Origin of the sequence: Micromonospora sp. NPDC001898 (assembly GCF_042891255.1) — a bacterium.
Lineage (GTDB): Bacteria > Actinomycetota > Actinomycetes > Mycobacteriales > Micromonosporaceae > Micromonospora.
Genome location: NZ_JBIATC010000006.1, coordinates 401,477 through 425,600, shown reverse-complemented (window position 1 = coordinate 425,600; position 24,124 = coordinate 401,477). Strand labels below are relative to the sequence as shown.

Here is a 24,124-nt window from a genome sequence, read left to right as displayed (position 1 = left end):
GATCAGTACGATCCGCCGCCGCCACACCGGTTGGTGGTGCTGGTGCAGCCGGTGGTCGGGATGATCGAGGTCCAGTTGATACCACCGGCGATCTCACCGGCCTCGACGTCGATCCCGGCGAGATCGAGGTCGTCGAGGTCGACGAAGTTCTCCGCGTGGTCCACCATCTGGGCACCCGCCTTGATGTTGTTGGTCATATCCACCTCTCAGTTTCGTGACAGTGAAGTGTGCGGTCGGGGGTCCCACCCGAATCGCACAACATCGATGGCGGCCAAGCATTGCTGACGGCAGTCTGCGCCTTCTATGCGTCCGCTATGCGCCCGGTGACTGCCAGCCCCTGGACGTCGATCCCCTACTGGTCACCTGATCGACCTCGCTGACGCAGAGTGACCAGGGCTGGAGGGTCTGCGCGGTCCCGCACCCGGGGGTACATGGGCGTTCCAGCCATCGGCGATCGCCGAGAGAATCGGGACATCCGCCCGCTGATCACTCAGCCGCCACGCCGGCTGACCAGAAGGTCGAGACCGTCGAGGATCCGGTCCAGACCGAACTCGAACGCCTGGTCGTGCCCGCCGTCGGCGGCTGCCGCGGCCATCGTCGCGACCAGTGCGGGAAAGCGGTCGCCGTGGCGGCGCAACTGCTCGGCGATCCCGGCGGTGAGGTCCGCTTCGGGTTGCCGGCCCACCATGGCCTGCTGGGCGATCGCGCGGACATGGCCGGCGAGCACCCCGATCGCGTCGAGGCGCTCGCTCCCGGTCAGCCCGGTGGACGGCAGGATGCTCGCCGCACACTCCATCCAGCCCAGTTCATTGGGGCCGACAGCCCGGGGACCGAGGATCGCCTCCACCGTCCAGGGGTGCCGCACGTACGCGTCGAGCAGATGGTGGGCCCACTGTTTCAGGGCGGCCCGCCAGTCGGCCGGATCGATGGCCGGGGGCACACCGATCGCGCGCTCGACCATGAGCGCCACCAGTTCCCCCTTGCCCGCCACGTACCGGTAGAGGGCCATCTTGGTGAACCCGCAGTCGGCGGCCACCCGCTGCATGGTCACCGCCGCGAGCCCTTCCGAGTCGGCGATCGCGATCCCCGCGTCAGCGATGTGCTCGAGGCTGAGGGCGGGTCTGGGTCCTCGGGTCGGTTGCGCCCGGCCTTCCCACAGGAAGTCGCTCGGCACCTGGCCTCCACGCGTCTGGTCGTTGTCCAAAATCTGTTTCCATGGTACACAGTATCGATAGTGTCCATCGGACACTGTTTCTTGTTGGAGGGCTCGTCATGAAGAATTCGACCGTGCTGATCTCCGGTGCCAGCATTGCGGGGCCGGCGCTGGCGTACTGGCTGGGCCGGTACGGCTTCCGGCCGACCGTCGTCGAGATCGCGCCTGGCCTGCGGGCCGGTGGCAACCGCGTCGACTTCCGCGGTCGGACCCACCTGAGCGTGCTGGAGCGGATGGGCGTACTCGATGACCTGCGCGAGGTGCAGACCGGCGGCACCGCGATGCGCTTCGTCGACGCCGCCGGCCGCAAGCTGATGGAAGTGCCGGCCGACTTCGCCGGCGGTGACATCGAAGTGCCACGCTTCGACCTGTCCCGGGTGTTCCATGAGCGGAGCCGAGACAGCACCGAATACCTGTTCGGTGACAGCATCGCGACCATGACCGACACGTCGCAGGGCGTGAACGTCACCTTCACCAGCGGCACGCGCCGCACCTTCGATCTGGTGATCGGCGCCGACGGGGTGCACTCGGCCGTACGCCGGCTGGCCTTCGGGCCGGAGGAGCGCTTCGTCCGGCACCTCGGCTACTACGTGGCGACCTGGGGGCTGCCGAACGAGTTCGGCCTCGACCGGCACTCATTGTTGTACAACGCCCCCGGCCGGATGGCCAGCATCGGTGGCGATCACCGCGATCCGTCCAGGGCGGGTGCCTTCGTGGCGTTCGCCGCGCCCCGGATCGACTACGACCGGCACGACTCCGACCAGCAGCGTGGCATCGTCCGCGAGCGGTTCGCCGGGCTGGGCTGGGAGGTGCCACGGCTCCTCGCCGCGCTGGAGGAGGCGACCGACTTCTACTTCGACTCGATCTGCCGGGTGGACATCTCGCCGTGGTCCAGCGGCCGGATCGCCGTGATCGGTGACGCCGCCTGTGGAGCCACGATCGGCGGGATGGGCACCGGCACCGCGGTGGTCGCGGCGTACGTCCTTGCCGGTGAACTGGCCGCCGCAGGCGGCGACCACACCGTCGCGTTCCCGCGCTACGAACGGCTGCTCGCCGACTTCGCCCGGCGCTGCCAGAAGGGCGGCGACACCACAGGCAAGTTCTTCGCGCCGCGCACCGCTACGGCGGCGCGGGTACGCAACGGACTCCTCAACCGGCCGTTCCTCATGACCATGATGCTCAGGACGGCCGAGGACCGCAGCAACAACATCGAGTTGCCGGACTACCCCGAGCCGGCGATCGGCCTGCCGCCATCGTGGAACTGAGCCGACCGATCCGGCCACCCAGCCACTCACCATGTGACGCGTCGAAGAAGTCGAAGATGTAGGGCACGGATGCCGCCTGGTAGGTCGGACCGGTTGAAGGGTTGGCGTGCCACCGGGTCCAGGACCAGGAGATCGCGACGACGCCGTGCGTCTTGTCCATGACCGTGGCGTCGGCGGGGATGAGAGCGTGGTCGCTGCCGGTGGGCCAGTAGCCGAAGGTCGGCTCGGTGTGGCGCCCGTCGCGATCCCACGCCTGGACCTGTTCGACCATGGCGGCGGCTCGCTGCCCGTCGTACGGCCCCGGCCCTGACGTGCACAGGCACGTACGGCTGAACCCGCACCCCGACCCCCCTCCTTGTGACTGATGACCAAAGCGCTAATCTGGTCATCAGTCACAAGGAGGGGTCATGGTTGACCAGCAGCCCACCGATCAGATCGAGCGTGCCGACCGGATCCTCGACGCGGCGAAGGAACTGCTGCTGCGCTGGGGATACCGTCGGGCGACCATCGACGAGATCGCCCGACGCGCCGGTGTCGGCAAGGGCACCGTCTATCTGCACTGGCGCAGTCGCGAGCAGCTGTTTTTCGCTGTCGGCGCCCGGGAGGCAGTCGCGATGCTCGGCGAGGTGGTGACCGCGATGCGCCACGACCCGCAGGAGATCGCGCTGCACCGGTACATGCGCCGGTTCTTCCTGGAAGCGATGTCACGGCCGGTGCTGCGCGCGATCTTCACCCGGGACTCCGAGGTGCTGGACCGCTTTCTGTCCAGCCCGGCCCGCCGACCGCTGCAGAGCGCCAAGTTGCTGGCCTCCCGTGAGTACCTCGGCGTGCTCGCCGACGACGGCCTGCTGCGGGCCGGGCTGCGCCCGGAGGATCTGGACTACACCCTGCCCGCAGTCATGTTCGGCTTCTTCGGCATCGACCCGCTCCTTTCTCCCGAGGTTGCACTGGCCCTCGTGGACAAGGCCGACCAACTTGCCGACACCCTGCGCCACGCGTTCGAACCGGCGAAGCCGCCACCGCCGGCGCGGTTCGCCACCGCCGCGCCACGGGTCATCGCCGTCTTCGACCGGCACGTCGACGACTACCGCCGCGCCACCTACGGCACAGCAACCGAAAAGAGGTGACCAGCATGGGCAAGGACATCAGCGACCTGCACCACGTGGGCCTCGTCGTGCGAGACATGACAGCGGCGATCGAGACCTACCGGCGGCTTGGCTTCACCCTGCCACCGCCGGCCTATCCAACCTTGCCCACCGCCCCCGGAGTACTCCCCCGTCCGGTCGGCGCGGCGAACACCCACATCTACCTGCGTCGCAACTTCGTCGAGATCGTGACCGTCGTCGACGATGGGCAGCCGATCCCCGGCGACGCCCACCTGATCCCGCTCGACGTTCCCGACGACAGACTGCCCGGGCTCCTGGCCGCCGTCCGTGGCACCGCCGCCAACCTCGCCGCCTTCCTGGACCGATTCCAAGGCGTGCACATCCTCGTCGTCGACTCCGCGGACCTCGACTCCGCCGCCGCGCGGCTGGACGCCGCAGGCGCCGGGCACGGCGGCGTACACGCGGTGCAGCGCCCGATCGAAACCGCTGACGGCACCCGGATGGTCCCGACCCGCTACCTGGAGATCAACAGCGACGAGACGGACGTGCCACGCGGCCGGCTGCCCGAGGGCAGGGTCGGCATCGCCGAGAACACCGCCGTCGAGGGGCAGCAGCACCCGAAACACGCCAACGGCGCCGTCGACCTGATCGGATGCCTGCTGTGCGTACCCGACGACGCCCTGCCCGATGTCGAGCGCCGCTACGAGACATACCTCGGCCGCGCCGCCCACCGCAACGGCTCCACCCGGACCTTCGACCTCGGCGACGCCTCAGTGATCGTCGTCGCCGAGTCCGCGCTGCCCGACGTCCTGCCCGGCGAGCGCCCGCCGGCCCTGCCCGCTTTCGTGGGGTACACGGTCGCGGTACACGACATCGCCCAGACCGAGCATCATCTACGGACCGCAGGGGTGTCGTACCGCACGCCCCGACCGGACGAGATCGTCGTACCGGCCAGCGAAGCCCTCGGCGTCGCGATCATCTTCCGTCCCGCCATCGACTGACATCCGAACCCCCGCAGACACAGCCAGGGCGCGGAAGCGAGATCGCCGACATCTGCTGGGGGATTCGCCTGTCGCGGTCGGCTCAGAAGTCGTCGTCGAAGGCGACGGCGCCGGTCACCCCGACCTGGTACGCCGACACCCGCCGTTCGAAGAAGTTCGACAGTTCCTGCACGTCCTGCAACTCCATGAACGCGAACGGATTGGTCGACCCGTAGTGGACGGGCATGCCGAGCTGCGCGAGCCGCCGATCGGCGACGTGCTGGAGGTACTGGCGCATGTCGGCCAGGGACATCCCGGACACGCCGTGGCCGAGCAGGTCCTCGGCGAACTGGACCTCGCACTCGACGGCTTCGGTGAGCATCAGACGTACCTGGTCTGCGAGGTCGTCGTCGAACAGGTCCGGTTCCTCTTGGCGAACGGTGTCGACCACGTCGAAGGCGAAGGCCATGTGCATGGACTCGTCGCGGAACACCCAGTTGGTGCCGGATGCCAGGCCGTGCAGCAGTCCCCGGGAGCGTAGGAAGTAGACGTAGGCGAAGGCCCCGTAGAAGAACAGCCCCTCGATGCAGGCGGCGAAACAGATCAGGTTGAGCAGGAACACCCGCCGGTCCTGCTTCGAGCGCAGCTCCCGCAGGTCCTGGAGGGAGTCGATCCAGCGGAAGCAGAATTCGGCCTTACGCCGGATCGAGGGAATGTTCTCGATGGCGTCGAACGCGGCGAACCGCTCGGCCTCGTCGGGCACGTACGTGTCGAGGAGGTTCAGGTAGAACTGGACGTGCACGGCCTCCTCGAACAGTTGCCGCGACAGGTAGAGCCGGCCCTCCGGCGAGTTCACGTGCTGGTAGAGGTTCAGCACCAGGTTGTTGGCGACGATGGTGTCGCCGGTGGCGAAGAACGCGACGAGGCGGCTCACCAGGTGCCGTTCCGCCGGGGAGAGCCGGTCGAGGTCGGCGAGGTCGGCGTGCAGGTCGACCTCCTCCACCGTCCAGGTGTTGCGGATGGCGTCGCGGAACCGGTCGAAGAAGTGCGGGTAGCGCATCGGGCGGAGGGTGAGGTCCATCCCCGGGTCGAGCAGCATGTGTGTGGTCCTCGGGTCGGTGGCGTCGGTCGGGGCGGTCACTGGCAGGCTTCGCACGACTCGGGGTTCTCCAGGGAGCAGGCCACCGCCTCGTCGACGGTCACCACGGGCGCGACGACACCGACGGTGCTGACGACACCGCCGGTGCTGACGGCGTTGACCGGGCCGACGGGGCTGACCGGTCCGACGGGTGCGACCGTGGCCTGCTGGATCCGGGTGGCGGGGCGGGACCGCAGGTAATAGGTGCTCTTCAACCCGGCCTTCCAGGCGTACAGGTACATCGAGGAGAGCTTGCCGATCGTCGGGGCGGCGAGGAACAGGTTCAGCGACTGTGACTGGTCGATGAACGGGGCGCGGGCGGCGGCCAGGTCGATCAGCGCCCGCTGCGGCAACTCCCAGGCCGTACGGAACAGCTGCCGGACCTCCGCCGGCAGTTCCGTGATGCCCTGCACCGATCCCTCGGCGCGCTTGATCGCCGAGCGGACCTGGTCGGTCCACAGGCCGCGGGCCTTCAGTTCGCGTACGAGAGCGGTGTTGACCTGGAGGAACTCCCCGGACAGGGTCTCGCGCTTGAACAGGTTGGACACCTGCGGTTCGATGCACTCGTAGCAGCCGGCGATGGAGGCGATGGTGGCGGTCGGGGCGATCGCCACCAGCAGTGAGTTGCGCAGGCCGTGTGCGGCGACCCGCTCCCGCAGCGCCCTCCAGCGCTGCCCCTGGCTGCCCGTGACGCCCCACAGGTCCGGCTGGAGCTGGCCGCGTGCCGCCCGGGTCTCGGCGAAGGCCGGGTGGGCTCCGAAGCGTTCCGCCAGGTCGGCGGAGGTCTCCAGGGCGGTCAGGTACAGCTCCTCGCTGATCCGGGTGGACAGCTCCCGGGCCTCCGGGGAGTCGAACGGCAGCCGCAGGGCGAAGAACACGTCCTGCAGGCCCATCAGGCCGAGGCCGACCGGCCGCCAGCGGGGGTTGCTCGCCGCGGCCTGCGGGGTCGGGTAGTAGTTGATGTCGATGACCCGGTCGAGGAACGTCACGGCGGTGCGGACGGTGGCGCGCAGCCGTGCCCAGTCGATGCCGCCGTCGGCGAGGTGGGCGGCGAGGTTGACCGAGCCGAGGTTGCACACGGCGGTCTCGGCGTCGCTGGACACCTCGATGATCTCGGTACACAGGTTGGACAGGTGTACCACGTTGCCCGGCTCGGCGGTCTGGTTGCACAACCGGTTCGCGGCGTCCTTGAACGTCATCCACCCGTTGCCGGTCTGCGCGAGGGTCCGCATCATCCGCCCGTACAGCTCCCGGGCCGGCACCTGACGCACGTACCGGCCCTGCGCCTCGGCCGCCCGGTACGCCGCGTCGAACTCGTCCCCCCACAGGTCCGGCAGTTCCGGCACCACGTCCGGGTCGAACAGCGACCACACCCCGTCGGCCTCCACCCGGCGCATGAACTCGTCCGGGACCCAGTTGGCCAGGTTCAGGTTGTGGGTGCGCCGGGCGTCCTCACCGGTGTTGTCCCGCAGTTGCAGGAACTCCTCGATGTCCGGATGCCACGGCTCCAGGTAGACGCAGGCCGCGCCCTTGCGCCGGCCGCCCTGGTTGACCGCCGCCACCGAGGCGTCCAGCGTCCGCAGCCACGGCACGATCCCGTTGGACTGCCCGTTGGTGCCCCGGATCAGCGCGCCCCGCGACCGGACCCGGGAGAACGCGATGCCGATGCCTCCGGCGAACTTCGACAGGTTCGCCACCTGCGCGTACCGCTGGTAGATCGAGTCCAGTTCGTCGCGCGGGGAGTCGACCAGGTAGCAGGAGGACATCTGGGTGTGCCGGGTGCCGGAGTTGAACAACGTCGGCGAACTCGGCAGGTACGCCAGGCTCGACATCAACCGGTAGAACTCGATCACCTCGTCCGGGGCGTGGGACAGGCCGCAGGCCACCCGCAGCAACCAGTACTGCGGGGTCTCCACCACCAGCCGGCTCGTCGGGTGGCGCAGCAGGTACCGGTCGCGGACCGTGCGCAACCCGAAGTACTCGAACCGCAGGTCACCGTGGGGGTCGACGGCGTCATCGAGCTGCCTGGCGTTGGCGGCGACGAACGCGGCGGTGCCGTCGCCGATGAGGCCCTCGACGTGCCCCCGCCGGATCGCCTCGCTGAACGACCCGATGCCCTGCCTGCGGACCTCCTTGTCGATGTAGCCGGCCAGCAGGCGGGCGGCCAGCCGCGAGTACTGCGGCTCCTCACCGATCATCTCGGCCGCGGTCTGGATGGACAGCCGGTCCAGCTCGGCGGTCGTCGCGCCGTCGTACAGGCCGCTGATCGTCCGCGTCGCCACCCGCAACGGGTCGACGTCGGCGAGGCCGACCGTCCACCGCTCGACCGCTCGGACGATCCTGTTGACATCGACCGGTTCGGTGCCGCCGTTACGCTTACGGACGCGCATCTGCGTCCGCCGCGGGCCCGGTAGGGCTGCCTCGTCGGCCACCATGCCATCGGCCGGGACAACCTCGGTGACTGCCACCACTCACTCCTCGCGGGCTCGAGACCTGATGGCCTTCGGACGCGTGGAGACAGACACCGGCGGACGTCACGCCGGCGGGGCGCGGGTCAGGTGGCGTCGGCCGTCCCACGCGGCCTCGGACCGCCGCCCACCCCGGTATGGGTGTGCGGCGCGCTGGCAGGTCTTCGGACTCGCGGGCGTGACCGGGCTCGCCGGTCTTCTACTGGCCGTCGCTTCCCAGGCCGCTGACGGCCCAGTGCTGATGACGGCGGTCGTTCCCACTCACCGCTGCGGGGCAGTCCCAGATTTCCACCGGGTTCCCTGTTGCCTCGACCGCCCCGGATGAGCGGCCGAACCAGCTACGGCCGACACCATATATAGGGACTACGGCGTTGTCACACCCCACATGTCGAGTCCGGGCGTGTCGGAGGCCGCGGCGGTGAAGGCCCGTCGATTCCTTCAGCGCGGCGACCGAGCCGATCGGTGGAGCGGGTCTGGATCCAAGGGCGGCGGACCCGGCCGGTAGGACCGGAAGGGATGTCGACCAGTCGGGTTTCCGACGGGCGTCCGTACACAAGAGATGGTGACCTCCTACGGTGACTTCCGGCACGCCAGGGATGGACGTCGCCGGGAATCGACCCGGCGACGCGATTCAGGCGTTTTACAGGGGGTTGTCTCGATGCACGTTCGGAGCCGCGCCATCGCGGGTCTGGTCGCCGGGGCTGTGCTGTTGACAGGCCAACCGGCGGCTGCGGGCACTGTGCAGGGCAGTGCCGCCGACGAGGTCGCGAGCACCAGCGCTCGCGCCGCTACAAGAACGATCGGCGGCGATGCGACGCGCACGGCCGCGACGCTGTCGGTGCCGGGACACACCGGGCTGGTTCCCAGCACGCCGCGCAATGACGTACCGAGGATCACCGACGGCGAGATCACCGACATCGAGGTGATCGGCAACCGGGTCTTCATCGCCGGCTCCTTCACCGCGATCGCCAACGTCGGCGGGACGCCGGTGGCGCAGCCGTCGCTGGCTTCCTACAACATCGACACGGGCCTGATCGACACCGGCTTCCAGCCGACGTTCGACGGATCCGTCGAGGCCGTCGAGGCCTCGCCGGACGGCTCGTCGCTCTATGTCGCCGGCTCGTTCAACACGGTCGGTGGCCTGACGAAGCGCAAGATCGTACGGCTCGACCCGGTCACCGGCGCTCCGATCGCGGCGTTCACCGCGCAGGGGAACGGGCGCGCGACCGCTCTGGCCGTGAGCAGCACCGCAGTGTACGTGGGCGGCCAGTTCACGAAGGTGAACAGCGTGAACCGCGGCGGGCTGGTCGCGCTCAACCCGACGACGGGGGCGGTGGACAGCGGGTTCAACCTGCCCTTGTCCGGCGGCATCGGCGTCGGCGGCATGCTCACCGTGCAGCAGCTCAAGCTGACGCACAACGGCAGCAGGCTGCTGGTCATCCACACCGGTCGCCAGATCGCCGGCCAGGACCGCTACGGCGTCGGTCTCGTCGACACCGCCACCAAGGCCCTCCTGCCGTGGCGCACCCGCCTGTGGGAGGACAACCTCTCCTTCGTCGGCGGCATCCAGCGGGTCTTCGCCGGTGACGTCGCGCCGGACGACTCCTACTTCGTCGTCACCAGCGGTTCGGGAGGCGACCGCCCGCCGATCAACGACACGGCGATCGCGTTCCCGGTGACCGGCGCCGACCACGTCGCGCCGATCTGGGTGTCGCGTCACTTCGACAGCATCTACTCGGTCGCCATCACCGAGACGGCCGTGTACGTCGGCGGCCACTTCAGCTGGCAGGAATCGCCGACCTCCAACGTCCCGTGGCCCGGCCTGGACAACGTCGGGTACGGCACGGGCCAGGGCCTGAGCGGCTACGGTCTCGGCGACCAGGTGGTCCGCCGTGACCACCTCGGCGCGCTCGACCCGGCCACGGGCACGGCGATCGAGTGGAACCCGGGTTCCAGCTCGTACGAGGGGGAGAAGGCCCTCCTCGCCACCCCGCGGGGTCTCTTCGCCGGTGGCGACGGCAACACCAAGGGCGGCCTGCCGGTGGGGCGGGTCGGTTTCTTCGACCTCGCCCAGGCACCGGCGCCCTCGCCGGTCGACACGACGATCGTCACGCCCATCGAGGGGGCGGTCAAGCAGGCCAACGCGCCGTTCGTGCTCGGCGGGCAGGCGACCGCTCCGGCCGGCGTCACCAAGGTCGGGATCGAAATCCAGAACCGGGGTTCCAAGAAGTACCTGCAGGACGACCTCACGACGTGGGGCGCCGCCAACAGCATCAACGCGACAGTCGCAGCGGTGAACACCGCCTCGACCTCGTGGTCCCTCACCGTGTCGCTGCCCGTCGGCGAATACCAGGTCCAGGCGAAGACGTTCGGTAACAGCGGCCAGAGCGATGCCTCGAAGGCCGTCAAGAAGATCGAGACCTTCAGCTTCGACGACCTGCCGCCGACGACGAAAATCACCTCGCCGCCCGCCGGCCTGGTCGCCGCTCAGAGCTTCGTCGCAACCGGCACCGCCAGCGACGACAAGGGCGTCAGCGCGATGACGTACTCGTTCCGCAGGTCGGACAACCATTACCTCCAGGACGACGGGACGGCCGCACCGGTCTACAACACGTTCCGGGGCGAGCCGGACGTCATCGGCGCGCTGACCACCACCTGGCAGGTCGAGGTGGCCCTCCCCACCGAGGGCGACTGGAAGATGACGGCCACCGCCATCGACAACGCCGGTCAGAGCGACCTGCGCGGCGACACCCGGGACTGGATCATCTCGGCGACCGGTGTCGCGCCGTCGGTGGCCATCAGCACCCCCACGCCGATGACGCCGCCCACCGCCGCCGCACCGTTCACCGTCGCGCCGGGCGGCGCGATCACGTTCTCGGGGACCGCCAGCGACGACGGCACCCTGAAGTCGGTCGAGATCTACCTGCGCAACAACACCACGCGCGAGGCGCTGGCCGCCGACGGCACGTGGGGCGCCGACTCGATCGCGGCGTACCACCGGGTCTCACCGACGAACCTGAACGCCCCGTCGTACAACTGGTCCTACACCACCGTGCCGCTCACGCCCGGCGTGTACGACTTCCGGGTACGGGCCACCGACAACCTGGGCCTGAGCACGGCGACCGCCAACCTGGGCCGGCTCACCGTCACCGCCCAGGTGCCCGGTGACGCCTTCCCGAACGGCCTGTTGAACTTCACCGGTGTCGACCAGAACGTCGACCAGTTGCACCTCAACCTGGCCGGCACCGCGACCGACAACAACGGCGTGCAGAGCGTGCGGGTGGCGCTGCGTGACCTCGACACCGGCCGGTACGTGCAGCCGAACGGCACCATGGCGGCGAGTTTCGCCACGGTGAACGCCACCCTCGCCTCACCGGGCGCGACGAGCACCACGTTCGCCCTGTCGATCGACCTGCCGACCAAGGGTGAGTACAGCGTCGAGGCGTGGGCCGTCGACACGGCGGGCCAGCAGGACGGTTCGACCTCCGGCGCCACCGCTCGATACCTCGTGTATCCGGGCGATCTCGACCCACGGCTGGAGCCGAGCCTCACCCCGCAGGACGGCGAGGTCTACGCGGACTCGAGGATCGTGGTCACCGGACGTGCCGTGGACGACGTCGGGATGCTCCGGGTTGACGTCCAGATCGTCAACGGCGCCGGCCAGGGGATGAACGCCTCCGGTGTGTTCAGCACGCCGTCCGTCCCGGGCAACTTCCCCTGGATCTCGGTCTTCCTCACCAGCCCGGGATCCCCGGGGTCGAACTTCGCGTACACGTCACCGGTGATCCCGGCGGGCGCCTACACCGTCTCGGTCAGGGGGACCGACAACTACGGTCAGCTGCAACAGCCGCCGAAGACCGTCTCCGTGACGGTCAGCTGAGTCGACGGGCCGCAGGCCGGTCTGCTTCGGGAGGGGCTCCTGCCCCCACAGCAGATCGGTCTGCGGCCCCGTACCGTCGACGCGCTCCCGTCGGGCCGCCACGGCTGGGCCGGCTGTCGTCGGCAGATCTTGATACACGCGGAAACAATAATTATCAACCCACGTCAAAAAGACTGCCATCAATCGATGGACGCATTTCCGCCAATCGCCATCAAGCCAACTCCGCAGTACGATCCCGAAAACCGATCAGACCATTCCATCGGCGTCACGAGCACGATGGAATGGCCGGAGCAGAGGGATGGCGCAGAGATGAGACTCCGCCACAGGACGATCTTCACCCACACCCGTCGACCCGGGCTGGCCGCCATGGCCGTCCTCGCCACCACCGCCCTGGCCGCCACCGTGCTCGCCGGTCCGGCGTCTTCGGCACCCGCTGCGGAGCCGACGTCAGGTGCGATCGGCGAGATCCTGGGCGCCGGCAGTGCGACGGCGGTTCCCGGCAGCTACATCGTGACGCTCAAGGAGAGCGCGGTCGGCAGCCGGTCCACGACGTCCAGCGCGGTCAGCGGCCTCGCCGGCCGCTACGGCGTGTACCCGGACCAGGTCTGGGCCGACGCCCTGAACGGCTTCTCCATGCGGGCGTCGGAGGCGGTCGCCCGCCGGCTGGCCGCCGACCCGGCGGTCGCCCACGTGGAGCAGGACCGGTTGACCACGTTGGCCACCACGCAACTGAACGCGCCCTGGAACCTGGACCGGATCGACGCACCGCTGGGGCTCAGCGGCACCTACAGCTACGTCAGCCAGGGCACCGGAGTCAAGGCGTACATCGTCGACTCCGGGATCTACATCGGGCACCAGGACTTCGGCGGTCAGGCGATCTACGGCGTTGACACGGTCGACGGCATGTTGCCGGCGGACGACTGCAGCGGGCATGGCACCCATGCCGCCGGCACCGTCGGCGGGACGACGCACGGGGTGGCCAAGGACGTCGTGCTGGTCGCGGTCAAGGTGTTCGACTGCGTCCTGCCCAGCACCCTGTCGATCCTGATCAGCGGCATCAACTGGATGATCGGCGACCACCTGGCAGGGCAGCCCGCCGTCGCGAACGTCGGGGTCCAGTCCACCCCCAGCGCCGCGCTCAACAACGCGGTGGCCGCCGCCGTCGCCGACGGCATCACCGTGACGGTCCCCGCCGGCAACTCGAACGCCAACGCCTGCAACTTCTCACCCGCGTCGGTGCCGACCGTGCTGACCGTGGCCGCGACGCAGTCGAACGACAGCCGGGCCAGCTTCTCCAACTACGGCTCCTGCGTGGACATCTTCGCCCCCGGCGTGGGCATCAGGTCCGCCTGGATCGGCTCGCCCTCGGCGGTACAGACGTTGGCCGGCACCTCACACGCCGCACCGCACGTGGCCGGGGCGGCGGCCCGGGTACTCACCAACTACCCGACGTGGACGCCGGCCCAGGTGGCGAGCTACCTGTTCGGCGTCGCCAACGTAGCGGTGGGCAACCCGGGCGCCGGTTCGCCCAACCGGCTCCTCTACCTGTCTCCAACGTTCTGATCCGTCGCCGGAGGATGCCGAGGCCGGCCCAGCGCGGTCAACTGTCCGCCACCACGGGGGTGGCGGGCAGGCCGCGCAGGGCCGGCCGTCGCCGGGCAGCAGCCCGGTTGGCGCAGCGCCGTGGCGTCGGCTCCGGCCGGCGCGTCATCGGTCACGGCACCGGCCGCCCCTGGTCCTCGGCGTCGGCATGGTCGCCCTCTTCGGCGTGATCACCGTCGGCGTCGGTCGGGCCGAAGTAGACCTGCCGCATCTGCGGGCTCGCCAGGCACTCCCGGGGATCGCCGTCGAAGACGACCCGACCCCGGTCGAGCAGCAGCACCCGGTCGACCAGTCGGGTGACCATGTCCATGTTGTGGTCGACCAGGATCACCGCGTGGCCCCGCCGCTGGACTTTCCGGATCACCTTGGCGATGCTGGCCACGCCCTGCGCGTCGGAGCCGGCGAAAGGCTCGTCGAGCAGCAGCACCACCGGGTTCTGACCCAGGGCCCGACCGACCTCGACGAGTCGTTGCTCGCCCAGGGTCAGGTCTCCCGCCGCGCGGTCGAGGCCCTCGATGCCCAGTTCGTGCGCCAACTGGCGGACGCCCTCGCGGTCGGCCGCCCGGTGCGGCCGTACCGCGCCGGTGAACGCGCCGGCAATCGTCCGCCACGGCGTGCTGTGCCGTTGCGCCTGTCGACCGAGCAGCAGGTTGTCCCGGACGCTCAGGCGCAGCGCCAGCTGCGGGTGCTGGAAGGTGCGGCCGAGCCCGACCCGGCCCCGGCGGGAGGCCGGTCCGGTGAGCCGCCGCCCACGCAGCAGCAGCTCACCGCCGGTGGCCTCCTGCGCACCGGAGATCAGGTCCACCAGCGTCGTCTTGCCGGCTGCGTTCGGCCCGACCAGCCCGAGGACCTCCCCAGCCCCCAGCTCGAACGACACGTCCGCCAACGCGGTCACCCCGCCGTACCGCTTGGTCAGGCCGCGACCGACCAGCAGCTTCGTCTCGTCCACCCGTACGCCCCCTCCGTGGCGGCGCCAGCGCGCGCCGCCTCCACCTGTCGGCGTATCCGATCACACCCTTCGGCGCGACCAGCATGATCACCAGGGGTGAAGGCGACGAGCAGGACCAGGGGTGCTGCGGTCACCGACCAGCGGGCGCCCGTCCCAGGGCCCGCGCCGCGTTGTCGGTGGCCACCTGCCGGGCGTAGTCCCCGCCCCGGTGGGTCACCGTGGCGGCCGGGTCGGCGGTGCCCATCGGGAACGGCCAGTCGCTGCCGAGCACCAGCCGGTCCGCGCCGAAGACCGACACCGCCAGGTCGACCACCGCCGGGTCGTGGGCCAGGTTGTCGACGTAGAGGGTGCGCACCGCCTCGGCCGGGGTGGGTGACAGCACCGGTACGCCCGGCCGGGTGGTGGTGTGCCCGCGCTCCCAGCGCCCCACCACCGTCGGCACGCAACCGCCGCAGTGCACCAGCACGAACCGGATCCCCGGGTGCCCGCCGAGCACCCCACCGAAGACGAGCTGGGCCACCGCCACCGTCGTCTCGACCGGGTTTCCCAGCAGGTTGGCCAGGTAGTAGGGCTCCAGGCGGGGATCCGCCGAGTGCGCGGGGTGCAGTTGCAGGGTGCGCCGGTCCGCGTCGAGACGCTGCCACAGCGGGCGCAGCGCCGGGCCGTCCAGCGGTCCGGCGTCGCCACCGGCGGCGCCGACCACCCCGGCCCAGCGGTCGTCGGCGGCGATCCGGTCGTACTCGGCGAGCGCCACCTCGGGGTGTTCGAACGGCAGGTACGCCAGCGGGGTGAGGCGGAGCCGGTCGGCGACCACGGCGAGCAGGCCGTCGTTGACCGCGCGGACCCACGCCGCCGCCTCCGGCCCCGACAACCGCTGGCGGTAGAAGGGCGGAGGCACGCTGACGATCGCCTCGTCCAGCCCGGCCCGGTCCAGGTGGTCTTCGAGCCGGTCCGGGTGGTACAGGTCGGTCGGGCCGACCCGCTTGCCGTCGAGAAGGGCCGCGCCGTCACCGTCGACCGCGACCCCGGGAAGGTCGGCGGGGCGCAGGTCGGGGGCGAGGTGGGCGTGCATGTCGATGCCGGACACTGGGCTTCCTTAACGGTTGGGCCCGACCGGCGGTCACGACGGGACGCGCCGACGGTACGGGTCGGTGACTGGTGGAGCCGCCCATCCGGGCGCGGGGCCGCCAGTCGGGCGAGCGCCGCCCCGCCGGGTGGCGGGCCGCGTCAGGCCGGCCGGCGCGGGTGCGGCGGCGCGGTGGTAAGGCCGGTCGTCATCTGCCGGTACGCGCGCGCACCGGCTCCCGGGCCGCGGGCACCTCCGCGGCGTCAATGTTCATCTTGCCGATCACCCGGTCGGCCGCGTGCTGGATGTGGACCTGCACGGCGGCCACCGCCGCCGTCACGTCCCCCGCCACACACGCGTCGAGGATGGCCCGGTGCTCCCGGACCCGCTCCTCGTTCTGCCCGGTCGGGGTGACCGTGGCGAACCGGTACCGCTCGCTGTTCTCCCAGACCGGCTCCAGGCCGCGCAGCAGCCAGCGCGAACCGGCAGCCCGGTAGATGGTGAAGTGGAACTCGGTGTGCGCCCGGCGGGCAGCCGTGGCGTCGCCGCGTTCGGACGCGGCGACGTGCTCGTCGAGTGCCGCCTCGGCGCGCCGGGCGTCCGCGGCGGTGAACCGGGTCGCCGCCCGCTCGATCAGCGCCGTCTCCATGGCGATCCGGGCCTCGTGGGTGTCGACCGCGTCCTCGACGGTCAGCGGCATGACCCAGGCGCCCTTGTGCTGGACCACCTCGACCAGGCCGATCGCGGCCAACCGCCGGATCGACTCCCGGACCGGGCTCATGCTCATGCCGAGCAGGTCGGCCATCTCGTTGAGCCGCAGCGGGGTGCCGGCCGGCAGCCGACCGGTGAGGATCGCCTCGTGCAGGACCGCGGTCGCCGAGTCGGCGAGGGTGCGGTGCTGTTCGTTGGCTCCACCGGCACCGACCCGACCGTCATCGCCGGCGTCACCCAGGACGGTTCTACGATGCGTTGCTGCCACGGTGTGCCTCCGGGTAAAGCCGCTGGTGGATGCCGTCCGCGTCCCGTCGTCTTCGAGAACAAGCGGGACATGATCCTGGTTCATGGGTGTTTCGGGTGCTCCCACAAACGCACCGGCGCGCTTTGGAAATGGTACCAATTTCGCCGCCGTGGAATGGTGCGGGGCGGAGCCACGTTGCCCCGCCCCGCACCGCCAGGGATCAGTGCAGCTTCGTGAGCCGCACTCGGTTTCGCAGCTCACCGAGCCCTTCCACCCGGGTCACCACCAGGTCGCCGTCGTTCAGGAACACCTGCGGATCGCGGGCGTTCCCGATGCCGCTCGGCGTTCCGGTGAGCACCACGTCGCCGGCCCGCAGGGTCATCCCCCAGCTCAGTTCGGCGATGATCCGGGCGAATGGGAAAGCCATCTGCGCGGTCGACGCGTCCTGGAGCACCACGCCGTTCACCTCGCACCGGATGCGCAGGTCAGCCGGATCCGGCACCTCGTCGGCGGTGGTCAGCCACGGCCCGAGCGGCATGGTGGCGTCGATGCTCTTGCCCTTGAGCCACTGACCGCCGTGCGCGCGTTGCAGGTCGCGCTGCGACACGTCGTTGGCGACGCAGAACGCCGCCACGTACGACATCGCGTCGGCCTCGCTCACCGAACGGCAGTCCGCGCCGATGACCAGCGCCACCTCCGCCTCGTAGTCCCACTTGGCGGAGATCCGCGGGTCGTAGGCGATGTCGTCGTACGGGCCGACGACCGTGTCCGGGCCCTTGGTGAAGAAGGTCGGGTGCTTGGGGGGTTCCTCGGGGTCCTGCCCCTCCCGCTTGCCGCGCGACTCCTCGAAGTGGTCCCAGTAGTTCCAGCCCGTGCAGAGGATGTCCCGGTTGAACCGGCGCAGTGGCGCGTCGAGCCGGACCTCGGCCAGCGGCACCGCCGCGACCTGCCGCGCGGCGGCGCGAACCGCGTCCAACGCGTCCGCGCCGCCCCGGATCGCCTCGTCGAGCCCGCCCAGCTCGGCGGGGAGCACGGCGACCGTGTCGCCGTGCACCACCCCGATCCGCCGGCCGCCCTCGACGAGCACGCTGGCGAGCCTCATCCGGCGTCCTGCTCGTCGTCGATCACGCCGATCGCGTTGATCTCGATGAGGTAGTCCTTGTTCACGAACTTCGATACCTCCACCATCGTCGAGGCCGGCGGCTCACCGGTGAAGTACTGCCGGCGCACCTCGTGGATGGCGTTGAAGTCCTCCATGTTGCGGACGTAGACGTCCACCCGCACGATGTCCTCCAGCGACCCGCCGGCCGCCGTCATCGCGGCGCGCAGGTTCTGGCAGACCTGGTGCGTCTGGGCGGAGACGTCACCGACACCGGTGACCCCGCCGGAGCGGTTGCGGGCGGTCATGCCGGACACGAACACCATCCGGCCCCGCGCCCTGATCTGGGTGGCCTGGGCGAAGTGACCGTTCGGGACGGCCAGCTCGGGGGAAACGATCTGCTGCTTGGGCATGGTCATCCTCTCTTTCCGAGGGTGGGGCTAGTGGGCGTCCGCCGGATCGGTGTACCACTGCGGCTGGGTCGGGTAGTGCGGCCCGTCGTAGATCTCCAGCAGGACGCTCTCCTCTTCGGCGAGCGTGGGCCCGTGCAGGCTGCCCTTCGGGTTCCAGTAGAAGGAGCCCGGGGTGAGGGTCAGCCCGGTGGGCACGTACGTGTACCGGCCGCTCAGGCAGAACATGAACTGGTTGGACGCGTGCGAGTGGCGCAGCGGGATGCCGGATCCCTTGCGGAACCGGACCAGCGAGATGGACGCCTCGGTCTCGTCGTTGCGCCACAGCGCCTTGTGCGAGAGGCCGGCGAGCGTCTTGTCCGCCCAGTCCAGCTCATCGGTCTGGAGCAGGATCTCGCGGAACCGGGCAAGCACGACGCCGCCGGGGGCGGGCACCAACTCCTCCCGCGACCGGTCGGCCGCCTCCCCGCCGTAGTTCGACGGCTCGGAGAGGTTGTTGGCCCACTCCTGCGGGTCGACGCCGGCCGGCACCGGCGGGGCCGGCGCGAGCGGAGGCAGGTCGCTCACCGGTCGCCCTGACCGGCCACGAGGTTCTCCCCGAGACACTTCAGCTCGACGAGCCGGCTGTGGTAGCGGGTCGTGCCGTGGTTGGTGAGCATGTGGACCTCCCCGGGCGCGCGGTAGACCACCCCGCCGACGGCCTCGTGCACCAGCCGCGGGTCGCCGCCGGCCAGCGCGTCGATCCGGTTGTCGGCAGCCGCCAGCGCGATCACCAGGTACGGGTTGAGGTGGTGGTGCCAGGGCTGCTGCTCGCCGGGCTCCAGGCTGATCTCCCAGACCCGCACCTGGTCGTTCTCGAAGACCACCCGCTGGCCGACGGCGCCCAGCTCGACCTGGCTTCCGTCCGGGGCGGTCGCGTGACCGTAGTTACTCATTGTCATCCCTTTCGCAGACGAGGGTGTGGTCAGGCCGGGTCACGGGGCGGTGGGCATCCCGTGATCCGGGAGTAGAGCTGGGCGGCCGTATCGACGCCGGTGGCCGGGTCGAACGGGACGATCGCCGCGACGTGCCCGTCCGGGCGAACCAGCACCAGGGTGTCGTCGGCGGACCCGAACCGGCGTCGCACCCGGTCGCCCGGGTCGAACAGCGCCCGGTCCCGCAGCCCGGAGTCGTGCGGCGCGTCCCACCGGCTGACCACGTAGTGCCGCAGCGCGGGCGAGTCCTGCGGCGGCAACGCCGGCCCCCGGCGGGGGTCGGTGAAGTACAGCGCCACGAAGGCATCGGCCGCGAGGTCGTGCAGGTGCACCATGCCGGACTGGCCGAACAGCGGCAGGTCGGGGCTGCGCGCACCGGCCAGCACCGGCAACGGCTCGTCCCCGGCGGCGACCATCGACCAGTCGCCTGTGCCGTCCACGTCGAGGCGTACCCCGAGCATCGCCCGGGTGAACGCGTTGCCCCAGTTGCCGGCGGTCATCACCCCCGGGTCGTCCGCCCGCCGGGCCATGTAGGCCCGCGCCGCCGCGGCCATCGACGCGGAGCCCTTGGTGGCGACCGGTTCCTGCTCGACCTGGTAACCGTCGAGCAGGCTCTCCTCGGCCCAGCCACGCAGCACCCAGGCCATTCGCCAGGGCAGGTTGGAGGCGTCCAGGACGCCGGTGTTCAGGCCCAGCGCCCACATCGGCGTGATCAGGTGCGCGGCGTCGCCGAGCAGGAAGACCCGCCCGTCCTGCCATCGGTCGGCCACCCGCTGGTGGACGTTGTAGATGTTGGTGCCGACGATCTCCAGGGTCTCGGTGTCCCCGATGAACCGGCGCGCCTTGTCGACCAGTTCCTCCCGGCTCGGCTCGGCCTGCCCGGCCGGCAGCGGGTAGAGGAAGCGCCAGCAGTGCGGCTGGCGGACCAGGATCATCCACTCCTTCGGGTCACCGAAGTAGGCCAGGTACGGGTAGTCGCGGGGGTTCTCCACGTCCAGGTCAACCTTCAGGTCGACCAGCATGTACCGCTCCTGGTACGTCTCGCCCTCGACCGACGCGCCGATCTGCTCCCGGACGACGGACCGGCCGCCGTCGCAGGCCAGCAGGTACCGCACGGGCACGGTCCGCTCCCCCTCGGCGGTACGCAGCCGCAGGTCCACCCGGTCCGGATGCTGGACGAAGTCGAGCATCCGGTGCCCCATGTGCAGCGCGCCGGGGGCGGTGGCGTCCAGCCGCTGCCGCAGGATCGGCTCCAGCTCGTGCTGCGGGATGTTGATGATGAACGGGAACCGGGTGTCCTCGGTCAGGTCGCCGGTCCGGACGCTGAGCGTCTGGGTGTTGGTGGCCCGGTCCAGCTCGCCGATCTCGTCGATGCGCAGCGACCCGGCCAGCACGTCGTCCAGGGCGCCGTACCGGTGCAGCACCTCCAGGGTGCGGGTGAGGACGGTGCCGGCCTTGGTGTCCAGCGACAGCCGCTCGTCCTCCTCGAAGACGACCACCGGTACGCCGTAGTGGGCCAGGCCCAACGCGGTGACCAGGCCGACCGGCCCGGCACCGACGATTCCCACCGGCAGCTGCTCGGTCGTGTCGCTCATGTCGCCTCGCTCATCGGGTAGGCCCGGTCACGGGTAAGGGTGGATCCGGTCATCGTCGCGGCAGGCGAGAGCAGGAACATCAGCGGGCCGACCACATCGGCCGGGGCGCCGATGCCGGTGGCCCGCTGCCAGTGCTCCCGTTCCCCGCCGGTCGGGTTGGCCTGCTGGAACTGCGGGGTGTCCACCACGCCGGGGAAGACGGTGTTCACCCGGATCCGGTGCTCGGCGACCTCGGCGGCGAGCGACTTGGCGAAGGCGATCAACGCGCCCTTGCTCGCCGCGTACGCCGACGCCTGTGCCCGGCCGGCGGTGGCCAGGCCCGAGGCGAAGACCAGGATCGTGCCCGAGCGGCGGGCGATCATGTCCGGCAGGACCGCCTGCGCGCACCAGACGACCCCGTCGAGGTTCACCGCCATAGTGCGACGCCACTGCTCGGGGTCCATGTCGACCACGTCGCACCGGGGTTGCACCGCCGCGCCGGCCACCAGGGCGTCGATCCGGCCGTGCTCGGCGAGCACCCGGGCCACGGCAGCGTGCACCGCGTCCCGGTCGGACACGTCCACCCGGTACTCGTGCACCCGCCCGCCGGGGTGCGGCTGGCCGGGTGCCACGTCGAACACCACGGCCGTGCCGCCCGCGTCGGCGTACGCGTGGGCGAGGGCGGCGCCGATCCCGTTGGCGCCGCCGGTGACCACGAGCACCTCGCCGGTGGCATCGAAACTGGCCTGCATGGCTTCCTTCTCCTTCCTCGGACCGGACCGGCTCAGCCGGCGCTGCCCGGCGCGGTGAGCGGCACGCCCAGCCCGGCGGCGACCTCCACCAGCCCGGCGAAGACCGACGGCTGGAGCGCCACGCCCTCGCGCAGCGCCCGGTCGTACCGGCCGGCTTCGATGTCGCCGGGCAGGTGGACCTGTTCCACGCCGGGTGCCAGCGCGGAGCCGAGCACCTGGCCGGCCAGGTCGTCCACCCGGCGGGCGATCTCCTCCGCGTCCTCGGCGAACGCCTCGGCGTCCAGGGCGAGGAAGAAGTGCGCGCAGTCGTTGGGCACCGACACGTCGGCGTAGAGGCCCTGGACCGCCCGGCCGTACGCCCCGCCGGACAGCACCCCGGTGAGCACGTCGACCATGAGGGCGAGTCCGTATCCCTTGTGGGCGCCGGACGGCAGCAGGAGCCCCTTCAGTGCGGCGGCGGGATCGGTGGTGGGCCGCCCCTGCGCGTCGGTCGCCCAGCTCGCGGGGATCTCGCGGCCCTCACCGGCGGCCAGCCGGACCTTGCCGAGCGCGGCCTCGGACAGCGCCACGTCGAGGATCACCGGCTTGCCGCCGGCGCGGGGTACGCCCACCGCGAGCGGGTTGTTGCCGACCACCGCCGAGGCGCCGCCCGGGGCGGGCATCAGCGGGCGGGTGTTGGCCGCCGCGATGCCGACACAGCCGTTGCGCGCGGCGAAGTCCACGTAGCGGAACGCCCCACCGAAGTGGAACGCCCGGCGGACGGTGACCACGCCGACGCCGTACGCCTGGGCCTTCGCCACCGCCAGCCGCATCGCCTGGTCACCGGTGAGCTGCCCCAACGCGTGGCCGGCGTCGAGCACCGCGATGGCACCCTTGTCCCGGACCACCTCGGCCCGCTCGGCCCGGCTGACCGAGCCGGCTCTGATCCGGTCGACGTACATCGGCAGCAGCATCACCCCGTGCGAGCCGATCCCGCGCATGTCGGCGTCCACCAGGGACCCGGCGACCAGACCGGCCGCCTGAGCGGAGAAGCCCAGCGCGCCGAAGACCGAGGCGACCGCGTCGGTGAGCCACCGGACCGGGACCGCCGGCTGGGTGTCCGGCGCGCTCATGGCCGGTCCGCCCACGGCACGAAGAACCGCTCGACTGCGGCGAGCAGGTAGAACAGCACGACACTCATCACCCCGAGCAGAATCATCGCGGCGAAGGCCAACGCGGTGTCGGCGCTCGCGCCGGAGGCGACGATCGCGTAACCCAGCCCCTCGGTGGCGCCGACGAACTCGGCGATCACCGCGCCGATGACGGCGAGGGTGATGGCGAGCTTGAGACCGACGAAGAGCTGCGGGATGGCGGCCGGCATCCGGATCATGCGGAACGTCTGCCACCAGTTGGCCTTCAGCGACCGGCCCAGCTCGACCAGGTCGGCCGGGGTGGAGCTGAGCCCGGCGGCGGTGGAGATGACGATCGGGAAGAAGCAGACCAGGAAGACCAGGAAGACCTTGGGGAACTGGCCGAAGCCCATCCACACCACCAGCAGCGGCGCGACGGCCACCTTCGGTACGGCGTTGAGCATCAGCAGCAGCGGGTAGACGGTCCGCTCCAGCATCCGCGAGGCGGTGACGATCAGCGCCAGCGGCACCCCGACCGCGATGGCCAGCAGGAAGCCCAGCAGCGTCTCGGCGAGGGTGACCAGGGTGTTGTCCCACAGGTAGCCGGCCTGCTCGACCATGGCCTGTCCCACCTGCACCGGGGACGGCAGGATGAAGCTCTCCACCTCGAAGACGACCGTGATCGCCCACCACAGGGCGACGGCGGCCACGACGCCGAGCACGGGCGGAAGGTGCTGGAGCCAGCGGGCGTCCGAGCGCGGCTTGTCGGGACGGGTACGGCGGGACTCGGTGACCGTCACCGTGCCACCTCCTCGGGGGTCATGAGCAGGTCGTGCAGGCGGGCGCGCAGTTCGCCGAGTTCGGCCGAGTGGCCGTCGTGTCCCAGCGAACGGGGACGGGCGATGTCGATGTCCACGATCTGCCGCAGCCGGCCCGGTCGCGGGCTGAGCACGACGACCCGGTCGGCGAGCAGCACGGCCTCGTCGACCGAGTGCGTCACGAACAGCACGGTCGAGGCGTGTTTCATCTGGAGGCGCTGGAGTTCCACCGTGAGGTCGGCGCGGGTGAGCGCGTCGAGCGCGGAGAACGGCTCGTCCATCAGCAGCACCCGGGGCTGCTGGATGAGGGCCCGGCACAGCGAGACCCGCTGCTGCATGCCGCCGGACAGCTCGTGCGGCAGGCGCTTCTCGAAGCCGTTCAGGCCGACCAGGTCGAGCAGTTCGTGCGCGCGGGTCCGGGCGTCCCGCCGGTCCAGTTTGAACACCTGGGTCGGCAGCAGCACGTTGTCGACGACCGACCGCCACGGCAGCAGCGCCGGGCGCTGGAACATGAAGCCGACGTCCCGCCGGGGCCCGTTGATCGGGGTGCCGGCGACGGTTATCTCGCCCGAGGTGGCCGATTGGAGGCCCGCCACCAGCCGCAGCAGGGTGGACTTGCCGCAGCCGGACCGCCCGACGATCGCCACGAACTCGCCGTCGGCGACCTCCAGCGACACATCGCGCAGGGCCTCCACGTCACCGGCCCGCGTGCGGAAGATCTGCGAAACGTTACGAATTCCGATCATGGTCTCGCCCCTCGCGG

21 protein-coding genes and 1 riboswitch are annotated in these 24,124 nt (G+C 70.7%); of the genes, 5 read left to right on the top strand and 16 right to left on the bottom strand.

All coding sequences use genetic code 11. The annotated features are described in order from the left end of the window. Nucleotides 1–2 precede the first annotated feature (2 nt). Entirely contained in the window at nt 3–197 is a 195-nt protein-coding gene (locus tag ACFYZF_RS17485) for a hypothetical protein (protein WP_350883965.1), read from the bottom strand. A gap of 293 nt (nt 198–490) precedes the next feature. Beyond that, complete coding sequence (locus ACFYZF_RS17480; RefSeq protein WP_387021462.1) at nt 491–1,174, bottom strand: TetR/AcrR family transcriptional regulator; 684 nt, start codon at nt 1,172–1,174, stop codon at nt 491–493. 98 nt (nt 1,175–1,272) lie between these two features. On the opposite strand from ACFYZF_RS17480, the gene ACFYZF_RS17475 reads away from it, so the two are divergent. The 3 genes from ACFYZF_RS17475 to ACFYZF_RS17465 all read left to right on the top strand — a co-directional run bounded on the left by ACFYZF_RS17475 (nt 1,273) and on the right by ACFYZF_RS17465 (nt 4,585). Beyond that, on the top strand, nt 1,273–2,478 hold the full coding sequence (locus ACFYZF_RS17475) for an FAD-dependent monooxygenase (protein ID WP_387021459.1): 1,206 nt from the start codon (nt 1,273–1,275) through the stop codon (nt 2,476–2,478). A 407-nt stretch (nt 2,479–2,885) separates the two neighbouring features. Continuing rightward, the gene (locus ACFYZF_RS17470; RefSeq protein ID WP_387021457.1) at nt 2,886–3,605 is read left to right on the top strand and encodes a TetR/AcrR family transcriptional regulator; all 720 of its coding nucleotides are present in this window, start codon (nt 2,886–2,888) and stop codon (nt 3,603–3,605) included. A 5-nt stretch (nt 3,606–3,610) separates the two neighbouring features. Then, the gene (locus tag ACFYZF_RS17465) at nt 3,611–4,585 is read left to right on the top strand and encodes a VOC family protein (RefSeq protein ID WP_387021454.1); all 975 of its coding nucleotides are present in this window, start codon (nt 3,611–3,613) and stop codon (nt 4,583–4,585) included. Nucleotides 4,586–4,667: 82 nt separating this feature from the next. Here the strand turns inward: ACFYZF_RS17465 and ACFYZF_RS17460 are convergent, their stop codons facing one another. Both ACFYZF_RS17460 and ACFYZF_RS17455 read right to left on the bottom strand, forming a co-directional pair. After that, complete coding sequence (locus ACFYZF_RS17460; protein ID WP_387021597.1) at nt 4,668–5,663, bottom strand: ribonucleotide-diphosphate reductase subunit beta; 996 nt, start codon at nt 5,661–5,663, stop codon at nt 4,668–4,670. A gap of 38 nt (nt 5,664–5,701) precedes the next feature. After that, on the bottom strand, nt 5,702–8,137 hold the full coding sequence (locus ACFYZF_RS17455) for a ribonucleoside-diphosphate reductase subunit alpha (RefSeq protein WP_387021595.1): 2,436 nt from the start codon (nt 8,135–8,137) through the stop codon (nt 5,702–5,704). Between the two features lie 170 nt (nt 8,138–8,307). Next, nucleotides 8,308–8,524, bottom strand: a riboswitch (cobalamin riboswitch). Nucleotides 8,525–8,828: 304 nt separating this feature from the next. On the opposite strand from ACFYZF_RS17455, the gene ACFYZF_RS17450 reads away from it, so the two are divergent. After that, nucleotides 8,829–12,050, top strand: a complete 3,222-nt coding sequence (locus ACFYZF_RS17450; protein ID WP_387021451.1) for a hypothetical protein — start codon at nt 8,829–8,831, stop codon at nt 12,048–12,050. Between the two features lie 309 nt (nt 12,051–12,359). Next, complete coding sequence (locus ACFYZF_RS17445) at nt 12,360–13,613, top strand: S8 family peptidase (RefSeq protein WP_387021449.1); 1,254 nt, start codon at nt 12,360–12,362, stop codon at nt 13,611–13,613. A 151-nt stretch (nt 13,614–13,764) separates the two neighbouring features. Here ACFYZF_RS17445 and ACFYZF_RS17440 read toward each other — a convergent pair whose 3' ends face one another. The 12 genes from ACFYZF_RS17440 to ACFYZF_RS17385 all read right to left on the bottom strand — a co-directional run bounded on the left by ACFYZF_RS17440 (nt 13,765) and on the right by ACFYZF_RS17385 (nt 24,107). Further along, complete coding sequence (locus tag ACFYZF_RS17440; RefSeq protein ID WP_387021446.1) at nt 13,765–14,601, bottom strand: ABC transporter ATP-binding protein; 837 nt, start codon at nt 14,599–14,601, stop codon at nt 13,765–13,767. Between the two features lie 130 nt (nt 14,602–14,731). Continuing rightward, nucleotides 14,732–15,688: an amidohydrolase family protein gene (locus tag ACFYZF_RS17435; RefSeq protein ID WP_387021443.1), complete on the bottom strand. Its 957-nt coding sequence runs from the start codon at nt 15,686–15,688 to the stop codon at nt 14,732–14,734. Nucleotides 15,689–15,875: 187 nt separating this feature from the next. Beyond that, entirely contained in the window at nt 15,876–16,646 is a 771-nt protein-coding gene (locus ACFYZF_RS17430; RefSeq protein WP_387021441.1) for a GntR family transcriptional regulator, read from the bottom strand. Nucleotides 16,647–16,845: 199 nt separating this feature from the next. Then, nucleotides 16,846–17,727, bottom strand: coding sequence for a fumarylacetoacetate hydrolase family protein (locus ACFYZF_RS17425; RefSeq protein ID WP_387021439.1), 882 nt, complete (start codon nt 17,725–17,727; stop codon nt 16,846–16,848). Next, on the bottom strand, nt 17,724–18,137 hold the full coding sequence (locus ACFYZF_RS17420; RefSeq protein WP_350883983.1) for a RidA family protein: 414 nt from the start codon (nt 18,135–18,137) through the stop codon (nt 17,724–17,726). The genes ACFYZF_RS17425 and ACFYZF_RS17420 overlap by 4 nt, the downstream gene beginning before the upstream one ends. A 27-nt stretch (nt 18,138–18,164) precedes the next feature. Beyond that, a complete protein-coding gene (locus ACFYZF_RS17415; RefSeq protein WP_387021437.1) occupies nt 18,165–18,701 on the bottom strand; it encodes a cupin domain-containing protein in 537 nt (178 codons plus the stop codon). After that, nucleotides 18,698–19,069 carry a cupin gene (locus tag ACFYZF_RS17410; protein ID WP_350883987.1) on the bottom strand — a complete coding sequence of 124 codons (372 nt, stop codon included), beginning with the start codon at nt 19,067–19,069 and terminating at the stop codon, nt 18,698–18,700. Before ACFYZF_RS17410 ends, ACFYZF_RS17415 begins: the two co-directional genes overlap by 4 nt. 29 nt (nt 19,070–19,098) lie before the next feature. Then, entirely contained in the window at nt 19,099–20,703 is a 1,605-nt protein-coding gene (locus tag ACFYZF_RS17405) for an FAD-dependent monooxygenase (RefSeq protein WP_387021433.1), read from the bottom strand. Further along, nucleotides 20,700–21,434: an SDR family NAD(P)-dependent oxidoreductase gene (locus ACFYZF_RS17400; RefSeq protein WP_387021430.1), complete on the bottom strand. Its 735-nt coding sequence runs from the start codon at nt 21,432–21,434 to the stop codon at nt 20,700–20,702. The genes ACFYZF_RS17405 and ACFYZF_RS17400 overlap by 4 nt, the downstream gene beginning before the upstream one ends. Nucleotides 21,435–21,466: 32 nt before the next feature. Beyond that, nucleotides 21,467–22,546 (bottom strand): Ldh family oxidoreductase, encoded by a 1,080-nt coding sequence (locus tag ACFYZF_RS17395; RefSeq protein WP_387021427.1) that lies wholly within the window; start codon nt 22,544–22,546, stop codon nt 21,467–21,469. Further along, nucleotides 22,543–23,343: an ABC transporter permease gene (locus ACFYZF_RS17390; protein ID WP_387021424.1), complete on the bottom strand. Its 801-nt coding sequence runs from the start codon at nt 23,341–23,343 to the stop codon at nt 22,543–22,545. Before ACFYZF_RS17390 ends, ACFYZF_RS17395 begins: the two co-directional genes overlap by 4 nt. Then, on the bottom strand, nt 23,340–24,107 hold the full coding sequence (locus tag ACFYZF_RS17385; protein WP_387021421.1) for an ABC transporter ATP-binding protein: 768 nt from the start codon (nt 24,105–24,107) through the stop codon (nt 23,340–23,342). Before ACFYZF_RS17385 ends, ACFYZF_RS17390 begins: the two co-directional genes overlap by 4 nt. Between the last annotated feature and the right edge of the window lie 17 nt (nt 24,108–24,124).

Bases quoted from the DNA above. Each gene is read 5' to 3' on its own strand.
- ACFYZF_RS17485 (WP_350883965.1), bottom strand. From the start codon at position 197: ATGACCAACAACATCAAGGCGGGTGCCCAGATGGTGGACCACGCGGAG.
- ACFYZF_RS17475 (WP_387021459.1), top strand. From the start codon at position 1,273: ATGAAGAATTCGACCGTGCTGATCTCCGGTGCCAGCATTGCGGGGCCG.
- ACFYZF_RS17470 (WP_387021457.1), top strand. From the start codon at position 2,886: ATGGTTGACCAGCAGCCCACCGATCAGATCGAGCGTGCCGACCGGATC.
- ACFYZF_RS17465 (WP_387021454.1), top strand. From the start codon at position 3,611: ATGGGCAAGGACATCAGCGACCTGCACCACGTGGGCCTCGTCGTGCGA.
- ACFYZF_RS17460 (WP_387021597.1), bottom strand. From the start codon at position 5,663: ATGCTGCTCGACCCGGGGATGGACCTCACCCTCCGCCCGATGCGCTAC.
- ACFYZF_RS17455 (WP_387021595.1), bottom strand. From the start codon at position 8,137: ATGGTGGCCGACGAGGCAGCCCTACCGGGCCCGCGGCGGACGCAGATG.
- ACFYZF_RS17450 (WP_387021451.1), top strand. From the start codon at position 8,829: ATGCACGTTCGGAGCCGCGCCATCGCGGGTCTGGTCGCCGGGGCTGTG.
- ACFYZF_RS17445 (WP_387021449.1), top strand. From the start codon at position 12,360: ATGAGACTCCGCCACAGGACGATCTTCACCCACACCCGTCGACCCGGG.
- ACFYZF_RS17425 (WP_387021439.1), bottom strand. From the start codon at position 17,727: ATGAGGCTCGCCAGCGTGCTCGTCGAGGGCGGCCGGCGGATCGGGGTG.
- ACFYZF_RS17420 (WP_350883983.1), bottom strand. From the start codon at position 18,137: ATGCCCAAGCAGCAGATCGTTTCCCCCGAGCTGGCCGTCCCGAACGGT.
- ACFYZF_RS17410 (WP_350883987.1), bottom strand. From the start codon at position 19,069: ATGAGTAACTACGGTCACGCGACCGCCCCGGACGGAAGCCAGGTCGAG.
- ACFYZF_RS17405 (WP_387021433.1), bottom strand. From the start codon at position 20,703: ATGAGCGACACGACCGAGCAGCTGCCGGTGGGAATCGTCGGTGCCGGG.
- ACFYZF_RS17400 (WP_387021430.1), bottom strand. From the start codon at position 21,434: ATGCAGGCCAGTTTCGATGCCACCGGCGAGGTGCTCGTGGTCACCGGC.
- ACFYZF_RS17395 (WP_387021427.1), bottom strand. From the start codon at position 22,546: ATGAGCGCGCCGGACACCCAGCCGGCGGTCCCGGTCCGGTGGCTCACC.
- ACFYZF_RS17385 (WP_387021421.1), bottom strand. From the start codon at position 24,107: ATGATCGGAATTCGTAACGTTTCGCAGATCTTCCGCACGCGGGCCGGT.